This is a genomic window from Lacisediminihabitans sp. FW035, assembly GCF_054880895.1.
Window position 1 is genome coordinate 3,430,316 of record NZ_CM142187.1, and the last position, 19,147, is coordinate 3,449,462.

Genomic DNA, 19,147 nt, shown 5'->3' on the forward strand with positions numbered 1-19,147 from the left:
AATGTGTGAGCTAGGCGACCACGCGCAGGATCTCTTCGATGGAGGTGAGGCCCATCTGGGCCTTCGACCATCCGTCCTGGCGCAGGGTGAGCATGCCTTCGGCCATCGCGACGCTCTTGATCTCGGCGCTCGACGCTCGACGGACAGCCATTCGCTCGATCTCCTCGCTCACCGCCATGATCTCGTGGATCGCGATACGCCCCCGGTAGCCGGTGTTCGAACAGACCGAGCATCCGATCGGCTGGTGGAGCGTCGGCACGGGCTGGTCAGGATCGATGAAGAAGCCGAAGGCCGCCATCTCGGTGGCTATCGGCGTGTACGGCTGCTTGCAGCGGTCGCAGAGTCGACGGGCGAGTCGCTGGGCGACCACCGAGTCGAGCGCAGATCCGACCAGGAACGGCTCGATCTCCATCTCGGTGAGACGCGTGATCGCGCTTGGGGCGTCGTTGGTGTGAAGGGTCGAGAGCACGAGGTGACCGGTGAGCGACGCTTCGATGGCGATCTGCGCGGTCTCATGGTCGCGGATCTCACCGAGGAGCACGACATCCGGGTCCGATCGCAGGATCGACCGCAGCGCGCTCGCGAAAGTGAGCCCGGCCTTCGGGTTCACCTGCACCTGGTTGATGCCGGCCATGCGGTACTCCACCGGGTCCTCGACCGTGATCACGTTGATCTCGGGCTTGGCCACCGTGTTGAGGGTGGTGTATAGGGTGGTCGACTTGCCGGATCCGGTCGGTCCGGTCACGAGGATCATGCCGTAGGGCTTGGTGTACGACTTCTTGTAGACGTCGAAGTTGCGCTTCAGCAGCCCGAGGTCGTCGAGGCTCATGCTGGACCCCGAGTTGTCGAGGATTCGCATGACGACCTTCTCGCCCCACACCGTCGGCAGGGTCGCGACCCGGAGGTCGACCTTGCGGCCGCCGTGGATCACCGAGAGCCGGCCATCCTGCGGCTTGCGACGCTCGGCGATGTCGATGTCGCTCATGATCTTGAGGCGGGAGATGACTCCGTTCTGGATCTGCTTCGGAGCCCGTTGCATCTCGTGCAAGACGCCGTCGATGCGGTACCGCACCCGCATCTCGTGCTCGGCGGGCTCTATGTGGATGTCGGACGCCCGGTCCTGAATGGCCTGGCTGATGAGCAGGTTGACGAATCGCACGATCGGCGCGTCGTCTTCGAAGGCATCGCTCCCCACCGGAACCATGTCGGCGGACGGCTTGACCTCCTCCTCGAGCGCGGTCGTGAGATCGCTGAGCTCGCCGTCGGCGCGCAGCAGGCGGTTCATGGCGTTGCGCAGGTCCTGGCGCTCAGCGACGACCGCGTTGACGCGCATCCGCGTCGCTGCTCGGATGTCGTCGAGGGCGAAGACGTCGCCGGGGTTGGACATGGCGACGGTGATCGTGTCGCCGGCGACGGAGAGCGGGAGGAGGTCGTGCCGACGGCAGAGCGCGGCGGAGACGAGGGATACCGCGGTGCGGTCTATCGGGAAGTCCACGAGTTCCACGAAGGGGAGCCCGGCTTGTGCGGCACGTGCGGACGCGACCTGGACGTCGGTCAGCACTCCCTTGTCGATCAGGTTGATGATCTGGAGTTCATCAGTGGCCGGGTCTCCGCTGATGTCATCGAGACTCTCGATCGGCATGAGGCCACGGATGATGAGAATCTCAGCAACTGAAGACATTCCCGCGCCCTTTCATTTCGTGTTCGACGGGAAGGACGCAAAACGAAAGTAGGACGATCCCCCCGGAAATCCCACGTTATCCGCGCAACGGGGGCAAACACAGTCCCGCGATAGGGGGGCACGGCGTGGTTGACCACGAAGAGGCGCACGGCGTAGTAAAGGGGCCATTCGGATGCGCGGGTCTCGATACGCGCCGAAGACGGCGCTACTCGACCAGCGGTGGTCGAGTAGCGCCAGCAGCGCGCGTATCGAGACCAGGCGGTGGTCGGGCGGTGGTCGATTAGCGCGCCCCTCTGTGACACACGCGCCCGCACTCTCGGACGCCCGTGTCACTCCGGGGCGCGGGACGGGGTCGAGGGGTTGACGGCAGTCGTGTCCGGCTGAGGGCGACTGGCGGGAAGTACATGTTCCCGAAGGGAACGAAGGTGTACTTCTCGCCAGTCAACCGCGGAGGGGACCCACTCCATCGAGAGTGATCGCCCCTCGGTCTCGACACGCTCGCTGGCGCTCGCTACTCGACCACCGGTCTCCGCGCGCCGTGGTGACACATGCGCTCGCACTTTCGGAAGCGGGTGTCACTCCGGGGCGCGGCGCGGGCGGACCCGGGAAACGCGAATGGCCCCTCACCGCAGTGAAGGGCCATTCGTGGAGCGGTCTCGACACGCGCCGTAGACGGCGCTACTCGACCAGCAGTAGGCCGAAGACGGCGCTACTCGACCAGCGAGTGGTGCTTAGTTGTACGTACCCGGCGTGTAGTCGTCCGACGAGAAGCTGTCGAAGTCGACGAACGAGAGGTCCGCCTCCGAGAACACCGAGTCATCAGTGAAGATGCGGTTTGGGTAGCGCTCGGCCTTCGCCTCTTCCGTCGCCTCGACGGAGACGTTGCGGTACTTCGGAAGACCGGTTCCGGCGGGAATCAGCTTTCCGATGATCACGTTCTCCTTCAGGCCCATCAGCGGGTCGGACTTGCCCTCCATGGCGGCCTGCGTGAGAACACGCGTGGTCTCCTGGAACGACGCGGCCGACAGCCACGACTCGGTCGCGAGGGATGCCTTGGTGATACCCATGACCTCCTGGCGAGCGGATGCTGTCTTCTTGCCCTCGGTGAGCGCGGAGCGGTTGAGCTCGTTGTACTTGAGGCGGTCGACGAGCTCACCCGGAAGCAGCCCGGTGTCACCGTGGTCGACGACAGTCACCTTGCGGAGCATCTGGCGAACGATGACCTCGATGTGCTTGTCGTGGATCGGCACACCCTGCGAGCGGTAGACGCCCTGAACACCGCTGACGAGGTGGATCTGAACGGCACGGACACCGCGGACTCGAAGGACTTCCTTCGGGTCGATGGCGCCGACGTGCAGCTGCTGTCCGAGCTCGACGTGCTGTCCGTCCTCGACGAGGAGGGTCGCGCGCTTGAGCACCGGGTAGGCGATCGGCTCGTCACCGTTGTCGGGGGTCAGGATCAGCTTGCGGCTGCGGTCCGTGTCCTCGATCGTGATGCGACCGGCGGCCTCGGCGATCGGGGACGCACCCTTGGGGGTGCGGGCCTCGAACAGCTCGGTGACGCGCGGCAGACCCTGGGTGATGTCATCCGCGGATGCCACACCACCGGTGTGGAAGGTACGCATCGTGAGCTGCGTGCCGGGCTCACCGATCGACTGGGCCGCGATGATGCCGACGGCCTCTCCGATGTCGACGAGCTTGCCGGTCGCGAGCGAACGGCCGTAGCAGGTCGCGCACACACCGACAGCGGACTCACACGTGAGCACCGAACGCACCTTGATGTTGTGAACACCGGCGGCGAGCAGGGTGTCGAGCAGCACGTCTCCGACGTCAGCACCGGCCTGGGCGATGACTTCGCCCTTGTCGTTGACGGCGTCAGCGGCGAGGCTGCGAGCGTAGACCGAGTTCTCGACGTTGACGTCCAGAGCCCAGTTGCCCGCGGCATCCTGCACCGCGATCGGCATGTCGAGACCCTTGGTCGTGCCGCAGTCGTCTTCGCGGATGATGACATCCTGCGAGACGTCCACGAGGCGACGCGTGAGGTATCCGGAGTCGGCGGTACGAAGCGCCGTGTCGGCCAGACCCTTGCGAGCACCGTGAGTCGCGATGAAGTACTCGGCGACCGAGAGTCCTTCGCGGTAGCTCGAGATGATCGGGCGGGGGATGATCTCACCCTTCGGGTTCGACACGAGTCCACGCATACCGGCGATCTGGCGAACCTGCATCCAGTTACCACGGGCACCGGAGGTGACCATGCGGTTGATGGTGTTGTCGGCCGGCATGTTGTCTTCCATCGCCTTGGCGACTTCGGCGGTTGCCTTGTTCCAGATCTCGATGAGCTCCTGGCGACGCTCGGCGTCGGTCGTGAGTCCCTTCTCGAACTGGGTCTGCACCTTCGTGGCCTGCTTCTCGTAGCCCTCGATGATCTGGCGCTTGTTCGGCGGGGTGAGCACGTCGCTGAGTGCGACGGTCACACCGGAACGGGATGCCCAGTGGAATCCGGCGTCCTTGATGCGGTCGAGTGCTGCGGCGACCTCCACCTTGGGGTACCGCTCGGCGAGATCGTTGACGATCGCGGAGAGCTGACCCTTGTCGGCGACGGCCTCGACGTACGGGTAGTCCGCCGGAAGGGTCTCGTTGAAGATGGCCCGTCCGAGGCTCGTGTTGACGAGCACCGGCTTGCCGGCTTCGAAGCCCTCCGGCTCCTGGCCCTCGGCGAAGACGACATCCGACAGGCGGATGCGCACCTTCGCGTTGAGGTCGACCGAGTGCTGGTCGTGAGCGAGGATCGCCTCGGCGATCGAGGAGAACGCGCGGCCTTCGCCGACGACGCCTTCCTTGAGCGTGGTGAGGTGGTGGAGACCGATGATCATGTCCTGCGTCGGCAGGGTGACCGGGCGGCCGTCGGAAGGCTTCAGGATGTTGTTCGAGGCGAGCATCAGGATGCGCGCCTCGGCCTGGGCCTCGACCGACAGCGGAAGGTGCACAGCCATCTGGTCACCATCGAAGTCGGCGTTGAACGCCGCACAGACGAGCGGGTGCAGCTGGATGGCCTTGCCCTCCACGAGCTGAGGCTCGAACGCCTGGATACCCAGGCGGTGAAGGGTGGGTGCACGGTTCAGCAGCACGGGGCGCTCGCGGATGATCTCCTCGAGCACGTCCCACACCTGCGGGCGCGAACGCTCGACCATGCGCTTGGCGCTCTTGATGTTCTGAGCGTGGCTGAGGTCGATGAGGCGCTTGATCACGAACGGCTTGAACAGCTCGAGTGCCATCTGCTTGGGCAGACCACACTGGTGCAGCTTGAGCTGCGGGCCGACGATGATCACGGAACGACCGGAGTAGTCCACGCGCTTTCCGAGCAGGTTCTGGCGGAAACGACCCTGCTTTCCCTTGAGCATGTCGCTCAGGGACTTCAGCGCCCGGTTACCGGTACCGGTGACGGGGCGACCACGGCGACCGTTGTCGAACAGTGCGTCGACGGCCTCCTGCAGCATCCGCTTCTCGTTGTTGACGATGATCTCGGGTGCACCGAGGTCGAGCAGTCGACGAAGACGGTTATTGCGGTTGATCACACGACGGTAGAGGTCGTTGAGGTCGGACGTGGCGAAACGTCCACCGTCGAGCTGCACCATCGGGCGCAGCTCCGGCGGGATGACCGGAACGACTTCGAGCACCATGGCGGCCGGCGAGTTGCCGGTCTGGAGGAAGGAGTTGACCACACGGAGGCGCTTGATGGCGCGGATCTTCTTCTGGCCCTTGCCGTTGGCGATCTGGTCGTGGAGGTCGTCGCTCTCGGTGGCGAGGTCGAAGGCCTGGAGACGCTTCTGGATGGCCTCGGCGCCCATGTAGGCCTCGAAGTACACGCCGAAACGGTCCTGGAGGTCGTGGAAGACGGCATCCTCGGGCTTGAGGTCGCCGACCTTGAGGCTGCGGAAGTCATCCCACACGCGCTCGAGCTGGGCGATCTGCTCGTCGAAGGACTTGCGGGCCTGGCCCATCTCCTTCTCGGCGACATCCTTGGTGCGTCGCTTCTGGTCGGCCTTGGCACCCTCTTCTTCCAGGGCGGCGAGGTCGGTCTCGAGGCGCTGGAGGCGGTCGGCGATGCGGGCATCGCGCTGGCTCTCCAGCTCCTTGATCTCGAGGCGGATCTCGTTCTCGAGTCCGGGCATGTCGTCGTGACGGCCCTCCTCGTCGACGGAGATGACCATGTAAGCGGCGAAGTAGATGACCTTCTCGAGGTCCTTCGGAGCCATGTCGAGCAGGTAGCCCAAGCGCGACGGAACGCCCTTGAAGTACCAGATGTGGGTGACCGGGGCTGCGAGCTCGATGTGGCCCATGCGCTCACGGCGCACCGACGACTTCGTGACCTCTACACCACAGCGCTCACAGACGATTCCTTTGAAGCGCACGCGCTTGTACTTGCCGCACGAGCACTCCCAGTCGCGGCTCGGGCCGAAGATCTGCTCTCCGAAGAGGCCGTCCTTCTCGGGCTTGAGCGTGCGGTAGTTGATCGTTTCGGGCTTCTTTACTTCACCATGCGACCAGCGACGGATGTCGTCAGCGGTTGCGAGGCCGATACGAAGCTCATCGAACGTTGTTACGTCGAGCAATTTTTCTCCTACTTTAGAAAAGTTTTGTCGTTGTCTGGATCGTGACCAAAGAGCTTTAGCTAGCTCAGATGTCGTCGATCGACGAGTTCTCGAAGCGGGTGGAGATGTTGATTCCCAGCTCCTCGGCGGCACGGAAGACCTCGTCGTCCGTGTCGCGCAGGCTGACTGCCGTGCCGTCCGCCGAAAGCACTTCGACGTTGAGGCAGAGCGACTGCATCTCCTTGATGAGCACCTTGAAGCTCTCGGGGATACCGGGCTCCTGGATGTTCTCACCCTTGACGATGGCCTCGTACACCTTGACTCGACCGAGGATGTCATCCGACTTGATCGTCAGAAGCTCCTGCAGGGCGTAAGCGGCGCCATAGGCCTCGAGGGCCCAGACCTCCATCTCACCGAATCGCTGTCCACCGAACTGCGCCTTACCACCCAGCGGCTGCTGCGTGATCATCGAGTACGGACCCGTCGAGCGTGCATGGATCTTGTCGTCCACGAGGTGGTGGAGCTTCAGGATGTACATGTATCCGACCGAGACCGGCTGCGGGAACGGCTCGCCGGAGCGGCCGTCGAACAGCTGGGCCTTACCGGACGAACCGATGAGGCGGTCGCCGTCGCGGGTCGGGGTCGTGGAGTCGAGGAGACCCTCGATCTCGGCCTCGAGCGCGCCGTCGAACACCGGGGTCGCGACCTTGGTGCCGGGGGCGGCCGACTTGGCCTCGTCGGAGATCTTGGCGGCCCACTTCGGGTTGCCCTTGATATCCCAGCCCTGCTTTGCAACCCATCCGAGGTGAGTCTCGAGAACCTGGCCGAAGTTCATTCGTCCGGGGATACCGAGGGGGTTCAGGATGATGTCGACCGGCGTTCCGTCGGCGAGGAACGGCATGTCTTCGACCGGGAGGATCTTGGAGATGACGCCCTTGTTGCCGTGACGGCCGGCGAGCTTGTCGCCCTCGGTGATCTTGCGCTTCTGGGCGATGAACACGACCACGCGCTGGTTGACGCCCGAGCCGAGCTCGTCGTCCCCGTCCTGCGAGTCGAACACCTTGACGCCGATGATCGTTCCGGCCTCACCGTGAGGAACCTTGAGCGAGGTGTCGCGCACCTCGCGGCTCTTCTCGTTGAAGATGGCGCGAAGCAGACGCTCCTCGGCGGAGAGCTCGGTCTCGCCCTTCGGCGTGACCTTTCCGACCAGGATGTCGCCGGGGCGTACCTCGGCACCGATGCGGATGATCCCACGCTCGTCCAGGTCTGCAAGCAGCTCCGGGCTCACGTTCGGCAGGTCGCGAGTGATCTCTTCCTTGCCGAGCTTGGTGTCGCGGGCGTCGACCTCGTACTCCTCGATGTGAATCGAGGAGAGGGTGTCGTCCTTCACCAGGTTCTGGCTCAGGATCATCGCGTCCTCGAAGTTGTAGCCCTCCCACGGCATGAATGCCACGAGGAGGTTCTTTCCGAGGGCGAGTTCGCCGTTCTCCGTCGCAGGGCCGTCGGCGAGAACCTGGCCGACCTCGATGCGGTCGCCCGCACTGACGATGACGCGGTTGTTGTACGACGTTCCCTGGTTCGAGCGGTTGAACTTGCGCAGGTAGTAGTCCTGCGTTCCGCCGGCATCGAGCTGGATGGTGACGACATCGGCCGAGACCTCGGAGACGACTCCCGCGGCATCCGCGGTGATCACGTCTCCGGCGTCGATGGCCGCGTAGCCCTCCATACCGGTACCGACGAGCGGCGACTCGCTGCGCAGCAGCGGGACGGCCTGGCGTTGCATGTTCGCACCCATGAGGGCGCGGTTTGCATCGTCGTGCTCGAGGAACGGGATGAGCGAAGTCGCGACCGACACCATCTGGCGCGGCGAGACATCCATGTAGCCGATCTCGTCGATGAGGAAGAGGTCGACCTCTCCACCCTTCTTACGAGCGAGCACACGGGGCTCGGCGAAGCGGGCGTCGGGGGTGAGGGGCGCGTTGGCCTGGGCCACCACGTACTCGTCCTCTTCGCTCGCCGTGAGGTAGTCGATGGTCTCGGAGACGACACCGTTGATGACGCGACGGTAGGGGGTCTCGATGAAACCGAAGGAGTTGATGCGTGCGAACGACGCGAGCGATCCGATCAGGCCGATGTTCGGGCCTTCCGGGGTCTCGATCGGGCACATGCGGCCGTAGTGCGAGGGGTGAACGTCTCGCACCTCGACACCGGCACGCTCACGCGACAGACCACCCGGGCCAAGCGCCGAAAGGCGGCGCTTGTGGGTGAGACCCGCGAGCGGGTTGTTCTGGTCCATGAACTGCGAGAGCTGCGAGGTGCCGAAGAACTCCTTGATCGCGGCGACGACGGGGCGCACGTTGATCAGGGTCTGCGGGGTGATCGCTTCGATGTCCTGAGTGGTCATGCGCTCGCGGACGACGCGCTCCATGCGGGAGAGACCGGTGCGCACCTGGTTCTGGATGAGCTCGCCGACCGCGCGGATGCGACGGTTGCCGAAGTGGTCGATGTCGTCCACGTCGAGGCGGAGCTCGACCGGCTTGCCATCTCGGATGCCCGGGAGCGTCTTCTGCTCGTCGTGCAGGGCGACAAGGTACTTGATCGTCGCGAGGATGTCCTGCTGGCTGAGCACCGAGTTCGACAGCTGCGCGTCGATGCCGAGCTTGCGGTTGATCTTGTAGCGACCGACCTTCGCCAGGTCATAGCGCTTGGAGTTGAAGTAGAAGTTGTCGAGGAGCGCGCGGGCTGCCTCGGCGGCGACCTGCTCTCCTGGACGGAGCTTGCGGTAGATGTCCTTGAGCGCCTCATCCTTCGTGAGGATGTTGTCCTTCTCGAGCGTCAGCTCGATGGACGCGAAGCCCTTGAACTCCTCGAGGATCTCTTCGCTGGTGAGGCCGAGGGCCTTGAGGAACACGGTGACCGACTGCTTGCGCTTGCGGTCGATGCGCACGCCGACCTGGTCGCGCTTGTCGATCTCGAACTCGAGCCAGGCACCACGGCTCGGGATGATGCGGGCGGAGTAGATGTCCTTGTCGGATGTCTTCTCCTGCTGGCGCTCGAAGTACACACCGGGCGAACGCACGAGCTGGGAGACGACGACGCGCTCCGTGCCGTTGATCACGAAGGTGCCCTTGGGGGTCATCAGCGGGAAGTCGCCCATGAAGACGGTCTGCGTCTTGATCTCACCGGTGAGGTGATTCATGAACTCGGCCTCGACGTAGAGAGGGGCGGAGTAGGTCTTGCCCTTCTCCTTGCACTCGTCGATCGAGTACTTCTTCTCTTCGAGGAAGGGATTCGTGAACGAGAGCTGCATGGTCTCGCCGAGGTCCTCGATCGGGGAGATCTCCTCGAAGATCTCTTCGAGGCCGGTGAGTGCCGGAAGGTCCTGGCGACCGGAGGCTTTCGCCTCTGCAGCGCGTTCCTTCCAGAGGTCGTTCCCGACGAGCCAGTCGAAGCTCTCCGTCTGGAGTGCGAGAAGATCGGGAACTGTCAGCGTGTCGGTGATCTTCGCGAACGAGAGACGCTCAGCTGAGCGTCCGTTCTTGGGAGATCCCTTTTTCGACGAGTTCGTGGTGGATGCGTTGCGAGCAGCAGCCAAGGAAATAACCTCCGGTGGGCGGTGTTACGCGCCCCGTTGCCTAAGTAAGGAGTTCAGTCGGTGATGGGTTTCGCTCCAGGGGTGTGTTCGTCGTTGACGAGCGCAGCCGACCGCAATATGAAGGCAGAGATTTCCTGGGAGCGCAAAGAACCACTATAGGCCGGAATTGATCACAAGTGCAAGTCGATTCTTGACCAATTTCGAAAAAGCGAGTATAACCGTCGACTTTTCGGGGCGAAGCGGCCGGCGGGCCGGGCGACTTTCGGGGCGCGACGGCCACAACCCGGGCCGAAACGGTCAATCCGGGCTGGCGCGCCGGCCCCGAAAGTCCGCAGACGCCCGGTCAGGCCTCGCGCTCGACGATCACCGGGCGGAGCAAGGTGAGTCGGGCATCCACCTTCACGATGCTTTCGGGAGTGGCGCCAACGGCAAGCAGCGATTCGTTCAATCGCGTGACCAGAAGATCGAAGGCGGTTCCGGTCACCGAGAGCCCAGCATGCGCATGGCGCATGCTGCGCCCCTCGTACTCCTCGGGCCCCCCGAGCGCCACCGTGAGGTAGGCGCGAAGGTGGAAATTGAGCTGGCGGCTGTCGATTGTGGAGAACCACGGTGCCAGGATCTCGTCGGCGCTCACCCGGCGCCAATAGTCCTCGACAACAGCCGTGACCGCGGATGATCCGCCGATCTCGTCGTACAAATTCATGGGGTCCATTTCGCCGGAAGCTGATCCAGAGTCATTCTCATGCATTGGTAGGTATCCAGACAATTCCCCATAACTGGTGCTCCCCGGATGAGGGACGCCCGCGGTCTGGCGGTGAGTGTGGCATGGTCGGTGTGGTGACCGAACATCCCTCCGCGATCCTGAAGCTCAGTGGCTACCGCGCGGTGATCGAGCCCGACCGCTGGGTGCCGGGCAGCTTCACCCTGATCGTCGACGGCACGCCGCAGTCCCACGTGAACCTCGACGATCCCAGCCAGCTGTTCTTCGAGTACATCCAGCGCATCGGGCACGTGATCGACCAGATCGGGATGCCGGGCGAGCCTCTCACCGCCGTGCATCTCGGCGCCGGCGCGTTCACCCTGCCCCGCTACATCGAGGCGACCCGACCGGGATCCCGCCAGCAGGTGGTCGAGATCGAGACCGACCTCGTAGACCTCGTGCGCGCCCACCTCCCCCTGCCCCGCAACGCCTCGATCCGGGTCCGGCACGGCGATGCCCGCGAAGTGCTCGGAAAGCTCCCGGGAGGACTCCGGGGGGAGGTGGACCTCCTGGTGGTGGACGTCTTCAGCGGCGCCCGCACCCCCGCGCACGTGACCAGCCTCGAGTTCTACCGGGAGGCGGTGGCGCTGCTGAAGCCCGACGGCATCATCGTCGCGAACGTCGCCGACGGTCCCGGCCTCGCGTTCGCGCGCGGCCAGGCGGCCACCATGCTCGCCGCCACGGCGCAGTCAGGCCCGGGGCTGGCGGGAACCGGGCACGTCGCCGCCCTCGCCGAGACGCAGATCCTCAAGGGCCGTCGCTTCGGCAACGTGGTGATGGTGGGCTCGCGCGCACCGCTGCCCCTCGACTGGATGCCGCGGCTGCTGGCCGGCGGACCGCATCCGTCGAAAGTGGTGGAGGGCGCGGAGTTGCGCAACTGGATCGCGGGAGCCTCCATCGTCACCGACGACACGGCGGTGCAGTCCCCTCCCCCGGCGAAGAACATCTTCCAGGCGGGCAATCGCGACTGACCCGGGCCGCTGACCTGCAACTGTCAGCAAGCGAAGGCACACTCGAGTCATGGTCCGAGGTCGCCTTGCCCTGTCCGCTGCGGTGGTGCTCCTGCTCGCGGGATGCACCGCGAGCCCCGAATCGAGCCGCCCTGCGGCCCCGACGGCCTCCGCCTCTCCCCCCGGGGCACTCCGCCCGGTGGGCGATCCGACCGTGCTTGCGAGCGGCCTCGAGGCACCGTGGTCGATCGTTCGACTCGGCACCGCTGACTCCACCCTGATCAGCGAGCGCGATTCCGGCACGGTGGTGGAGCGGCTCCCCTCGGGTCGGCTGCGCGACGTCGGGGTGGTGCCGGGTGTGGTTCATGTCGGCGAGGGTGGTCTGCTCGGGCTGGCGACACCGCCGCGCGACTCCGCAGGCTCCGGCCGCATGCTCTACGCCTACCTCACGACTGCCACGGACAACCGCATCGTGCGGATGCCGCTCGACGGGGCATCCGGATCGTATCGGCTCGGAGCCGCGACCCCGATCCTGACCGGGCTCGCGCGGGCGGGCAACCACGATGGCGGCCGGATCGCCTTCGGCCCGGACGGCATGCTCTACGCGACAGTCGGCGACGCCGGGGTGCCCTCGCGCGCCCAGGATCCCGCATCGCTGAACGGCAAGATCCTGCGGATGACGCCCACCGGCGCCGTGCCGCGCGACAACCCGACCGCCGGCTCGCTCGTCTACTCGCTCGGCCACCGCAATCCGCAGGGCATCGCCTGGGACTCGACCGGTCAGCTCTGGGCGGCAGAGTTCGGCCAGAACACCTGGGACGAGTTCAATCGCATCGAGCCCGGCCGCAACTATGGCTGGCCGATCGTCGAGGGCATCGGAGCGAAGGACGGCTTCGTGGATCCGGAGTACCAGTGGCCGACCTCCGACGCGAGCCCGAGTGGACTCGCTTTCGTCGACGGCACCTTCTTCCTCGCCGCCCTTCGGGGCGAACGCCTGTGGGCGATTTCGCCGGGATCCGCGACGACTGCGATTCCGTTCCTCACCGGATCGTTCGGTCGCCTGCGCGATGCGGTGCCCGGCCCGGCCGGATCCCTCTGGATTCTCACCAACAACACCGACGGGCGGGGGTCGCCCACAGCCGGGGACGACAAACTGCTCGAGGTGCGACTGGATGTCTCCCCGGCGGGTTAATCTCGAAGGGATGATTACCGGCTACGACCCCGAGACCCTGCGCGAGCTCGTCGACCGCGCTGCCGCGGAATTTCGGCTGCGCCAGCTCGGCAATGGTCGAAGCACGGCAGCGCTGGGAGAGAAGGCCGAGCTGCTGCGATTGCTCGGTCGCAACGGGGAGGCGCTGGTTGCCGCCGAGCAGGCCTTCCGGCTCGCCCACTTCGGCGGAGACCGGGAGCAGCTGACCACGGCACGCCTGCGGCGAGCGCGGGTCTTCCAGCATCAGGGAGAACTCGACCGCGCCCTCGCCGAGATGACCGCCGTGCGCGCGACCGCCGCCCTCGAAGAATGGGCCTCCCTCGAAGGAGCGGCCGTCTTCTGTGCGGGAACCGTGTTGTTCGACCTCGGCCGCTTCGCCGAAGCGCGGGCGGATTTCAGCGCAGCCCTCGACATCCGCACCGGATCCGAGGCCCCTGTCGACGAGATCGAGGCGGCTCGATTCGCGCTCGAGATCGCCACCCGTCAGGCGGCTGCGAATGGCTGATCTCCTACGGGTGCGCCGTTGGGCCGATGCCCTGATCACCCTGCACCTCGACCCGGCCTGGACCTTCGCCTTCGATACGGCGAAGACACGCGCCGGCCTCTGCAATTACACCTCGAAGACGATCAGCGTCTCGCGCCATCTCGCGTCGCGGTACGAGGACGACGAGATCCACCAGGTGCTGCTCCACGAGGTCGCCCACGCGATCGCCGGCACGCGGGCCGGCCATGGGCCGCGCTGGAAATCCGTCGCCGCCGACCTCGGCTACGAGGGCAAGCGCCTACACGACGGGGCGATCGCCAGCGAACTCGCACCGTGGGTAGGCGCCTGCCCGGCCGGCCATCTCCACTACCGGTACCGCCGTCCGACCCGCACGCTGGCGTGTGGCAAGTGCTCCCGGCGGTTCGACGCAGCGCACACCATCGCCTGGACACGGCGCGAGGTGGCGCGGCAACGCTGACCGCTGCGGTCTTCTGCGAGAGTCAGCGGTTCGGGTCGAAGGCGGCGGCGATGTGGGCCGCGACGTTCTTCCAGTGGCCGAGCATCATCCGCCGTTCGTCCCGGTCGGCGAGGCGTTCTTGGTGGAGCACGATGGTCGTACCGCCGGGTACCTCCTTGACCGACACCTGCAGGGTGGTCTCGTGCGGCCAGTCATCCGGCTGCCAGGTCAGCCGCACCTTCGTGCCCTCGGTGTAGCCACGCACCTCGCCGACGATGCCATCGGCCGTGCGGTACGTCTCGCCCTTCGCGTGCGGGAGGGCGGTCTCGCCGAGCCACAACGGGAGACCCTCGCCGAGCAGGAACGCCCAGACGACATCCCCCGAGGCGGCGACGGTCTGGCGAACGCCGACCTCCCAGCCGGCACCTTTGGTCTTTCCCGTGCTGGGCTTTGCCGTGCTGTCGCTCATGGGCTCTCTCTCCTGATGTCGCCTCCGACTCTGCCACGAAGGGTGCGCGGCCGCATCCCGGCCTCGCGCACTGAAGAGGGAGCACCGGGGAGACGTAACTGGCTATATTGGTTACATGCACGCGACCGAGGGCCGCCCGACCGGCCAGCAGATGACCATGACCGATGGCCACTCCTGGTGGTTCGATTCCGGATCGCTCGCGATCGACTTCGCCTACACGGGCGCCGTGTTGGATGCGGGCGGGGAGACCATGTACGCGGCATCCGATCTCACGGCGTGGCTCAGCGGGAGGTTCCCCGAGGTCGTGGATGGAGCGACGGACCGCGACCTGATCGACGCGCGAGCCTTACGCGGATCGCTCGCCCGCGCAGCAGTCGCCCGCAGTCGAGGCGAGGAGATCCTCTCGGACGACGTGGACGTGATCAACCTGTTCGCCGCGACGCCTGACATCGCGCCCTCCCTGGTGGGAGGCACGCGACAGGCCGGGCGCTCCCGGGCGAAAGCGAGCCAGGCCCTCTCCGTTCTGGCGAGGGAGGCCGTGGAACTGTTCGCCGCCGACCCGACCGATCGCATCCGCGAGTGTGCTGCGGATGACTGCGACCTGGTCTTCTACGACGAGTCGCGCTCCAATAACCGCCGCTGGTGCTCCATGCAGCGGTGCGGCAACCGGGCGAAAGTGCGCGCGCATCGCGCGCGCACCAGCTCGAGCTGATCGGAATGAATATGCAGGTCTAGCCGACCTGCACCTCTTTCCAGAAGGCCACGTAGTTGCTGAAGTCCTTGCCGCCGGTGCGAGCGAAAGCCGTCTCGTAGGGGTGAGGGTAGCTCCAGGCGCGGTCCTGCAGCAGCGCGTCGCCGTCTTTCACGCTGAAGTACTGGCATTCGCCCTTCCACGGGCAGGTGTACGGGGTGGCGCTGTCGACGAGGAATTCGCTGTTTACGCTCGACGGCGGGAAGTACCAGTTGCCCTCGATCTTGATGAGGTCTTCCTGCGGAGCGTCGGCGATTACGACGCCGTTGAGAATTGCCTGGGTCATGATTCCTCCTGGAGACTGTGGGTTGGTACTGGGCGTAACGCTACGCGCGCAACCTGAATTCCCTCAGGCGACGGTGGCAGACTTGAGCGATGCGAATCCTCCTCAAGCTCGTGCTGGACTGCACCCCGGATGCCGCCTGGAACGCCGTGCGTTCCCCGCGCGGCATGCAGCAGGTGTCCGCACCGTTCACCACCTTCGAGTCGCTCGAGCGAGTGGGGTTCCCCCCGTTCTGGTCGCCGGGCGAGCACCCGGTGAAGATCTCGAGTTTCGGGATCGTGCCGATCGGCGAGCAGGTGATTGGCATCTCCTACCCCGAGCGGCACGATGACGTGCGCGTCCAGCGTGACGACGGGCGAGGACTCAGTGGTCCACTCGCCCTCGTGACGAAATGGCAGCACTCCATCGCCATCGCTCCCGCGGCCGGCGGCCGCACGCTCTACCGCGACCAGCTGGTCTTCGAGGCCGGCTCCCTCACTCCGCTTCTCTGGCTGGGCTACTGGGCGTTCTGGCAGTGGCGCGCCGCCCGCATCCGCTCGCTCGCCCCCACCTGGAAGGCGCCCGTCTCATGACCGTCACCCTCATCACCGGAACCTCCTCCGGAATCGGCCTCGAAACCGCTGTCCAGGCTGCCGCCGCCGGCCACACGGTCGTTGCGACGATGCGCGACCCGGGCAAGGCGGATGCACTCCGCGCGGCGGCGGCGAGCGCCGGCGTGAGCCTCGACATCCGCCGCCTCGACGTGACGGATGCCGACTCCATCGCCTCCTGCGTCGCCGAAGTCGTCGCCCACCACGGCTCGATCGACGCCCTCGTGAATAACGCCGGCGCCGGCCACGTCGGCACCATCGAGCTCGAGAGCATCGACGAGGTGCGTTCCACGATGGAGGTCAACTTCTTCGGGGTCGTCGCGATGACGAAGGCGGTCATGCCGCACCTGCGCGCGTCCGCCGGCCGCCTCGTGACGGTGACGAGCGTCGGCGGGGTGGTCGGCCAGCCCTTCAACGAGGCGTACTGTGCCGCTAAGTTCGCGGTCGAGGGGTTCATGGAGGCCCTGGCCCCTGTGGCGGCAGCCGTCGGGGTGCGCGTGACGGTGGTCGAACCGGGTGCCGTCGGGAGTGAATTCGTCTCCAACGTCGGGATCGATGTGCCCGCGATGGTCGAGGCGGCGGGGCCCTACGGCACGGCCCTCGGCAACTACCTGGAGCGCACCGCGGGAGCTTTCAGCGCGGCGCAGACGTCCGCGGACGCCGCCGGGGCCATCGTGGCGACCCTGCTCGCCGACTCCCCGGCGTTTCGGGTCCAGACCTCGGAGACCGCTCGAAACTTCATTGCGCCGAAGCTCGCCGACCTCGACGGGTCCGCGATCATCGGTGCGACAAGCCGCTGGGTCGGTTGAGCATGACGATCACCGCATTCGAAGTGGCCGACTGGCGTCGCCGGGTCTTCGCGCTCTACGCGGAGGTGCGCGGCGCGACGGATCTCTTCGCCGCCCACGACCTGTGGCGACGCGAACGGGACCGGCTTTTCGCCGAGCATCCGTCCTCTCCGCTGCTCGCCGAGGACCTCGCGGTGTTCACCGGTCTCCCGGTGAAGCCCTACGACCCGGACTGGCGGTTCGAGGTCGCCCTGACACCGGCAGAGCCGCGGCACATGGACTTCGAGACGGGCACCGACGGCATAGTGCCGTTCGACCTGCTCGGGGTCGCCGACATTCCGGGGGTCGGCTCCCTGGACGTCTGGAAGCTCGGCAGCTACGGCGGCGGCATCTACCTGCCGGTGAAGGATGCCCTAGCCGGGCTGGCCGGGGGCACTTACGGCGGCGGACGCTACCTCCTCGACACCATCAAGGGAGCGGATCTCGGCCCGGGCCGCGCGCCGGACTCCCTCGTGCTCGACTTCAACTTCGCCTACAACCCGTCGTGCGCCTACGACCCGGCGTGGGCCTGCCCCCTTGCCCAGGCCGGCAACCGCGTGGCAGTGGAAATCCCGGTAGGCGAACGCTATTCCGGGGTCCACTGAAGGCACCTGCTAGGCTGAGGGTACTTGTGAGACCACGAAGGTCTCCCTGCGTCGTTGAACGCTCCCTCTTCTCCCCGTCGCACCCCAGGTTTTACTCGACAACTGCGGCGCGAACGGGTTGTAGATACTTTCTGCGGCGATCGATTGCGGCCACTGTCGCTCTCGCCACTTCACACCAGGGTTTCGACAAGCTCGATCGCCGGGTGTGGTTCTATCCGAAAGCTCCACCATGTCTGAATCAACTTCATCTTTCGGCGCGCTCGGCGTGCCGGCCCCCCTCGTTTCGGCGCTGTCCGCGCAGGGGATCGAATCCCCGTTCCCGATCCAGGTCGACACCCTGCCCGACACGCTCTCCGGGCGTGACGTGCTGGGGCGCGGCAAGACCGGCAGTGGCAAGACCCTCGCGTTCGCCATCCCGATGATCGCGCGGCTCGGCGGCTCGCTCGCCGGCGGCCAGCGCCGTCCCGGTCGGCCGCTCGCGCTCATCCTCGCCCCGACCCGCGAGCTCGCCACGCAGATCACGGTTGCGCTCACCCCGCTCGCGGATGTCTACGGCCTCAAGTCCGTCACGATCTTCGGCGGCGTCTCGCAGCAGCGCCAGGTCGCGGCGCTCAAGGCCGGCGTCGACATCGTCGTCGCCTGCCCCGGTCGCCTCGAGGACCTCATGAAGCAGGGCTTCGTGCAGCTGGATGCCGTGGAGATCTCGATCCTCGACGAGGCCGACCACATGGCCGATCTCGGATTCCTCCCCGTGGTCACCCGAATCATGGACAAGACCCCGCAGTCAGGCCAGCGCATGCTGTTCAGCGCAACGCTGGACAACGGCGTCGACCGTCTCGTGAAGAAGTACCTCCACAACGAGGTGCTCCATTCCGTCGACGAGGCTACGTCTCATGTCAGTGCGATGACACACCACGTGTTCGAGGTCGACTCGGTCGAAGCCAAGCGTCTCCTCATCGAGAAGCTCGCCTCCGGTACCGGACGCCGCATCCTCTTCATGCGCACCAAGCACCACGCCAAGAAGCTGGCCAAGCAGCTCACCGACGCGGGCATCCCCTCCGTCGACCTGCACGGCAACCTGTCGCAGGTGCAGCGTGACCGCAACCTCGCGTCCTTCGCTGCCGGCGACACCCGCGTGCTCGTGGCGACGGATGTCGCGGCTCGTGGGGTTCACGTGGACGACATCGAACTCGTGATCCATGTCGACCCGCCGGCCGAGCACAAGGCCTACCTGCACCGCTCTGGCCGCACAGCCCGCGCCGGCAAGGAGGGCGAGGTCGTCACGATCGTGCTCCCCACACAGCGTCGCGACACCGCAGCTCTCCTCAAGAAGGCGGAGATCACCGTCACCCCGCAGCAGGTGACCGCCGACTCCGCCGCCGTTGCCGCCCTCGTCGGCGACGTCGCGGCCTGGGTCAAGCCGGCTCCTCGCGCCGCCGCCCAGGTGCAGGGTGCCCCGCGTGCCCGGTCCGGACAGCGCCAGTCTCAGGGCGGGCGCGCCGCCGGACAGGGTCGCTCGCAGGGCGGCTCGCAGGGTGCGAACGCCCAGCGCAAGCGCGCCAACCGCGACGGTGCCGCTCCCGTCGGAGGCTCGCGCAACTTCTACAGCACGGCAAGCGGTGAGGGCGCGTCATCCGGCGCTCCTCGCTCCGGGGGTGCTCCGCGCGGCGGTGCGTCATCCGGTGCCGGTCGTGCCGGATCCGGAGGCGGACTCGTCGGAATGTCGCAGGGGGGCGGACGTCGTCGCAGTGGCGGCGGCGGTCGCTAGTCAGTTACACGATCTGACAGGGCCCTCACACCGCGGTGTGAGGGCCCTCTTTCGCACCCTCAGGACGCCCGGGACCACCCCCCGCGCCGCCGAGTGACACGCGCGCCCGCACATTCGGGCGCGCG

15 protein-coding genes are annotated in these 19,147 nt (G+C 66.3%); 9 read left to right on the forward strand and 6 right to left on the reverse strand.

Annotated elements, in window-relative coordinates; translation table 11 throughout:
• Positions 1-10: 10 nt before the first annotated feature.
• From ACVXZ4_RS16460 to ACVXZ4_RS16475, 4 genes are all read right to left on the reverse strand, one after another.
• Complete coding sequence (locus ACVXZ4_RS16460) at positions 11-1,681, reverse strand: GspE/PulE family protein (RefSeq protein WP_461795862.1); 1,671 nt, start codon at positions 1,679-1,681, stop codon at positions 11-13.
• A 731-nt stretch (positions 1,682-2,412) separates the two neighbouring features.
• Positions 2,413-6,294 carry a DNA-directed RNA polymerase subunit beta' gene (locus tag ACVXZ4_RS16465; protein WP_461795863.1) on the reverse strand — a complete coding sequence of 1,294 codons (3,882 nt, stop codon included), beginning with the start codon at positions 6,292-6,294 and terminating at the stop codon, positions 2,413-2,415.
• A gap of 64 nt (positions 6,295-6,358) precedes the next feature.
• The gene (rpoB, locus tag ACVXZ4_RS16470; RefSeq protein WP_461795864.1) at positions 6,359-9,868 is read right to left on the reverse strand and encodes a DNA-directed RNA polymerase subunit beta; all 3,510 of its coding nucleotides are present in this window, start codon (positions 9,866-9,868) and stop codon (positions 6,359-6,361) included.
• A gap of 343 nt (positions 9,869-10,211) precedes the next feature.
• Positions 10,212-10,571, reverse strand: coding sequence for a group I truncated hemoglobin (locus ACVXZ4_RS16475; protein WP_461795865.1), 360 nt, complete (start codon positions 10,569-10,571; stop codon positions 10,212-10,214).
• 134 nt (positions 10,572-10,705) lie between these two features.
• Here ACVXZ4_RS16475 and ACVXZ4_RS16480 point away from each other — a divergent pair, with 134 nt between their 5' ends.
• Genes ACVXZ4_RS16480 through ACVXZ4_RS16495 form a run of 4 tightly spaced genes read left to right on the forward strand, consistent with a single transcriptional unit; the run spans position 10,706 to position 13,750 of the window.
• A complete protein-coding gene (locus tag ACVXZ4_RS16480; RefSeq protein ID WP_461795866.1) occupies positions 10,706-11,599 on the forward strand; it encodes a spermidine synthase in 894 nt (297 codons plus the stop codon).
• 49 nt (positions 11,600-11,648) lie between these two features.
• On the forward strand, positions 11,649-12,770 hold the full coding sequence (locus tag ACVXZ4_RS16485; protein WP_461795867.1) for a PQQ-dependent sugar dehydrogenase: 1,122 nt from the start codon (positions 11,649-11,651) through the stop codon (positions 12,768-12,770).
• A 10-nt stretch (positions 12,771-12,780) separates the two neighbouring features.
• A complete protein-coding gene (locus ACVXZ4_RS16490; RefSeq protein ID WP_461795868.1) occupies positions 12,781-13,293 on the forward strand; it encodes a hypothetical protein in 513 nt (170 codons plus the stop codon).
• The gene (locus ACVXZ4_RS16495; RefSeq protein WP_461795869.1) at positions 13,286-13,750 is read left to right on the forward strand and encodes a SprT-like domain-containing protein; all 465 of its coding nucleotides are present in this window, start codon (positions 13,286-13,288) and stop codon (positions 13,748-13,750) included. The genes ACVXZ4_RS16490 and ACVXZ4_RS16495 overlap by 8 nt, the downstream gene beginning before the upstream one ends.
• Before the next feature lie 22 nt (positions 13,751-13,772).
• Here the strand turns inward: ACVXZ4_RS16495 and ACVXZ4_RS16500 are convergent, their stop codons facing one another.
• On the reverse strand, positions 13,773-14,198 hold the full coding sequence (locus ACVXZ4_RS16500; protein WP_461795870.1) for an SRPBCC domain-containing protein: 426 nt from the start codon (positions 14,196-14,198) through the stop codon (positions 13,773-13,775).
• A gap of 115 nt (positions 14,199-14,313) precedes the next feature.
• Here ACVXZ4_RS16500 and ACVXZ4_RS16505 point away from each other — a divergent pair, with 115 nt between their 5' ends.
• Positions 14,314-14,910 carry a CGNR zinc finger domain-containing protein gene (locus ACVXZ4_RS16505; protein ID WP_461795871.1) on the forward strand — a complete coding sequence of 199 codons (597 nt, stop codon included), beginning with the start codon at positions 14,314-14,316 and terminating at the stop codon, positions 14,908-14,910.
• Between the two features lie 19 nt (positions 14,911-14,929).
• Here the strand turns inward: ACVXZ4_RS16505 and ACVXZ4_RS16510 are convergent, their stop codons facing one another.
• Entirely contained in the window at positions 14,930-15,235 is a 306-nt protein-coding gene (locus ACVXZ4_RS16510; protein WP_461795872.1) for a DUF427 domain-containing protein, read from the reverse strand.
• A gap of 89 nt (positions 15,236-15,324) precedes the next feature.
• On the opposite strand from ACVXZ4_RS16510, the gene ACVXZ4_RS16515 reads away from it, so the two are divergent.
• The 4 genes from ACVXZ4_RS16515 to ACVXZ4_RS16530 all read left to right on the forward strand — a co-directional run bounded on the left by ACVXZ4_RS16515 (position 15,325) and on the right by ACVXZ4_RS16530 (position 19,022).
• The gene (locus ACVXZ4_RS16515) at positions 15,325-15,804 is read left to right on the forward strand and encodes a hypothetical protein (protein ID WP_461795873.1); all 480 of its coding nucleotides are present in this window, start codon (positions 15,325-15,327) and stop codon (positions 15,802-15,804) included.
• Entirely contained in the window at positions 15,801-16,631 is an 831-nt protein-coding gene (locus ACVXZ4_RS16520) for an SDR family NAD(P)-dependent oxidoreductase (protein WP_461795874.1), read from the forward strand. Before ACVXZ4_RS16515 ends, ACVXZ4_RS16520 begins: the two co-directional genes overlap by 4 nt.
• Before the next feature lie 2 nt (positions 16,632-16,633).
• Positions 16,634-17,254 (forward strand): DUF1684 domain-containing protein, encoded by a 621-nt coding sequence (locus ACVXZ4_RS16525; protein WP_461795875.1) that lies wholly within the window; start codon positions 16,634-16,636, stop codon positions 17,252-17,254.
• 229 nt (positions 17,255-17,483) lie between these two features.
• Complete coding sequence (locus ACVXZ4_RS16530; RefSeq protein ID WP_461795876.1) at positions 17,484-19,022, forward strand: DEAD/DEAH box helicase; 1,539 nt, start codon at positions 17,484-17,486, stop codon at positions 19,020-19,022.
• Positions 19,023-19,147 lie beyond the last annotated feature (125 nt).

What these genes read in the sequence shown, in the direction of transcription:
- ACVXZ4_RS16525 (WP_461795875.1), top strand. Translation starts at nt 16,634, where the DNA reads ATGACGATCACCGCATTCGAAGTGGCCGACTGGCGTCGCCGGGTCTTC.
- ACVXZ4_RS16495 (WP_461795869.1), top strand. Translation starts at nt 13,286, where the DNA reads ATGGCTGATCTCCTACGGGTGCGCCGTTGGGCCGATGCCCTGATCACC.
- ACVXZ4_RS16490 (WP_461795868.1), top strand. Translation starts at nt 12,781, where the DNA reads ATGATTACCGGCTACGACCCCGAGACCCTGCGCGAGCTCGTCGACCGC.
- ACVXZ4_RS16510 (WP_461795872.1), bottom strand. Translation starts at nt 15,235, where the DNA reads ATGACCCAGGCAATTCTCAACGGCGTCGTAATCGCCGACGCTCCGCAG.
- ACVXZ4_RS16505 (WP_461795871.1), top strand. Translation starts at nt 14,314, where the DNA reads ATGCACGCGACCGAGGGCCGCCCGACCGGCCAGCAGATGACCATGACC.
- ACVXZ4_RS16515 (WP_461795873.1), top strand. Translation starts at nt 15,325, where the DNA reads ATGCGAATCCTCCTCAAGCTCGTGCTGGACTGCACCCCGGATGCCGCC.
- ACVXZ4_RS16520 (WP_461795874.1), top strand. Translation starts at nt 15,801, where the DNA reads ATGACCGTCACCCTCATCACCGGAACCTCCTCCGGAATCGGCCTCGAA.
- ACVXZ4_RS16500 (WP_461795870.1), bottom strand. Translation starts at nt 14,198, where the DNA reads ATGAGCGACAGCACGGCAAAGCCCAGCACGGGAAAGACCAAAGGTGCC.
- ACVXZ4_RS16475 (WP_461795865.1), bottom strand. Translation starts at nt 10,571, where the DNA reads ATGAATTTGTACGACGAGATCGGCGGATCATCCGCGGTCACGGCTGTT.
- ACVXZ4_RS16485 (WP_461795867.1), top strand. Translation starts at nt 11,649, where the DNA reads ATGGTCCGAGGTCGCCTTGCCCTGTCCGCTGCGGTGGTGCTCCTGCTC.
- ACVXZ4_RS16460 (WP_461795862.1), bottom strand. Translation starts at nt 1,681, where the DNA reads ATGTCTTCAGTTGCTGAGATTCTCATCATCCGTGGCCTCATGCCGATC.
- ACVXZ4_RS16530 (WP_461795876.1), top strand. Translation starts at nt 17,484, where the DNA reads ATGTCTGAATCAACTTCATCTTTCGGCGCGCTCGGCGTGCCGGCCCCC.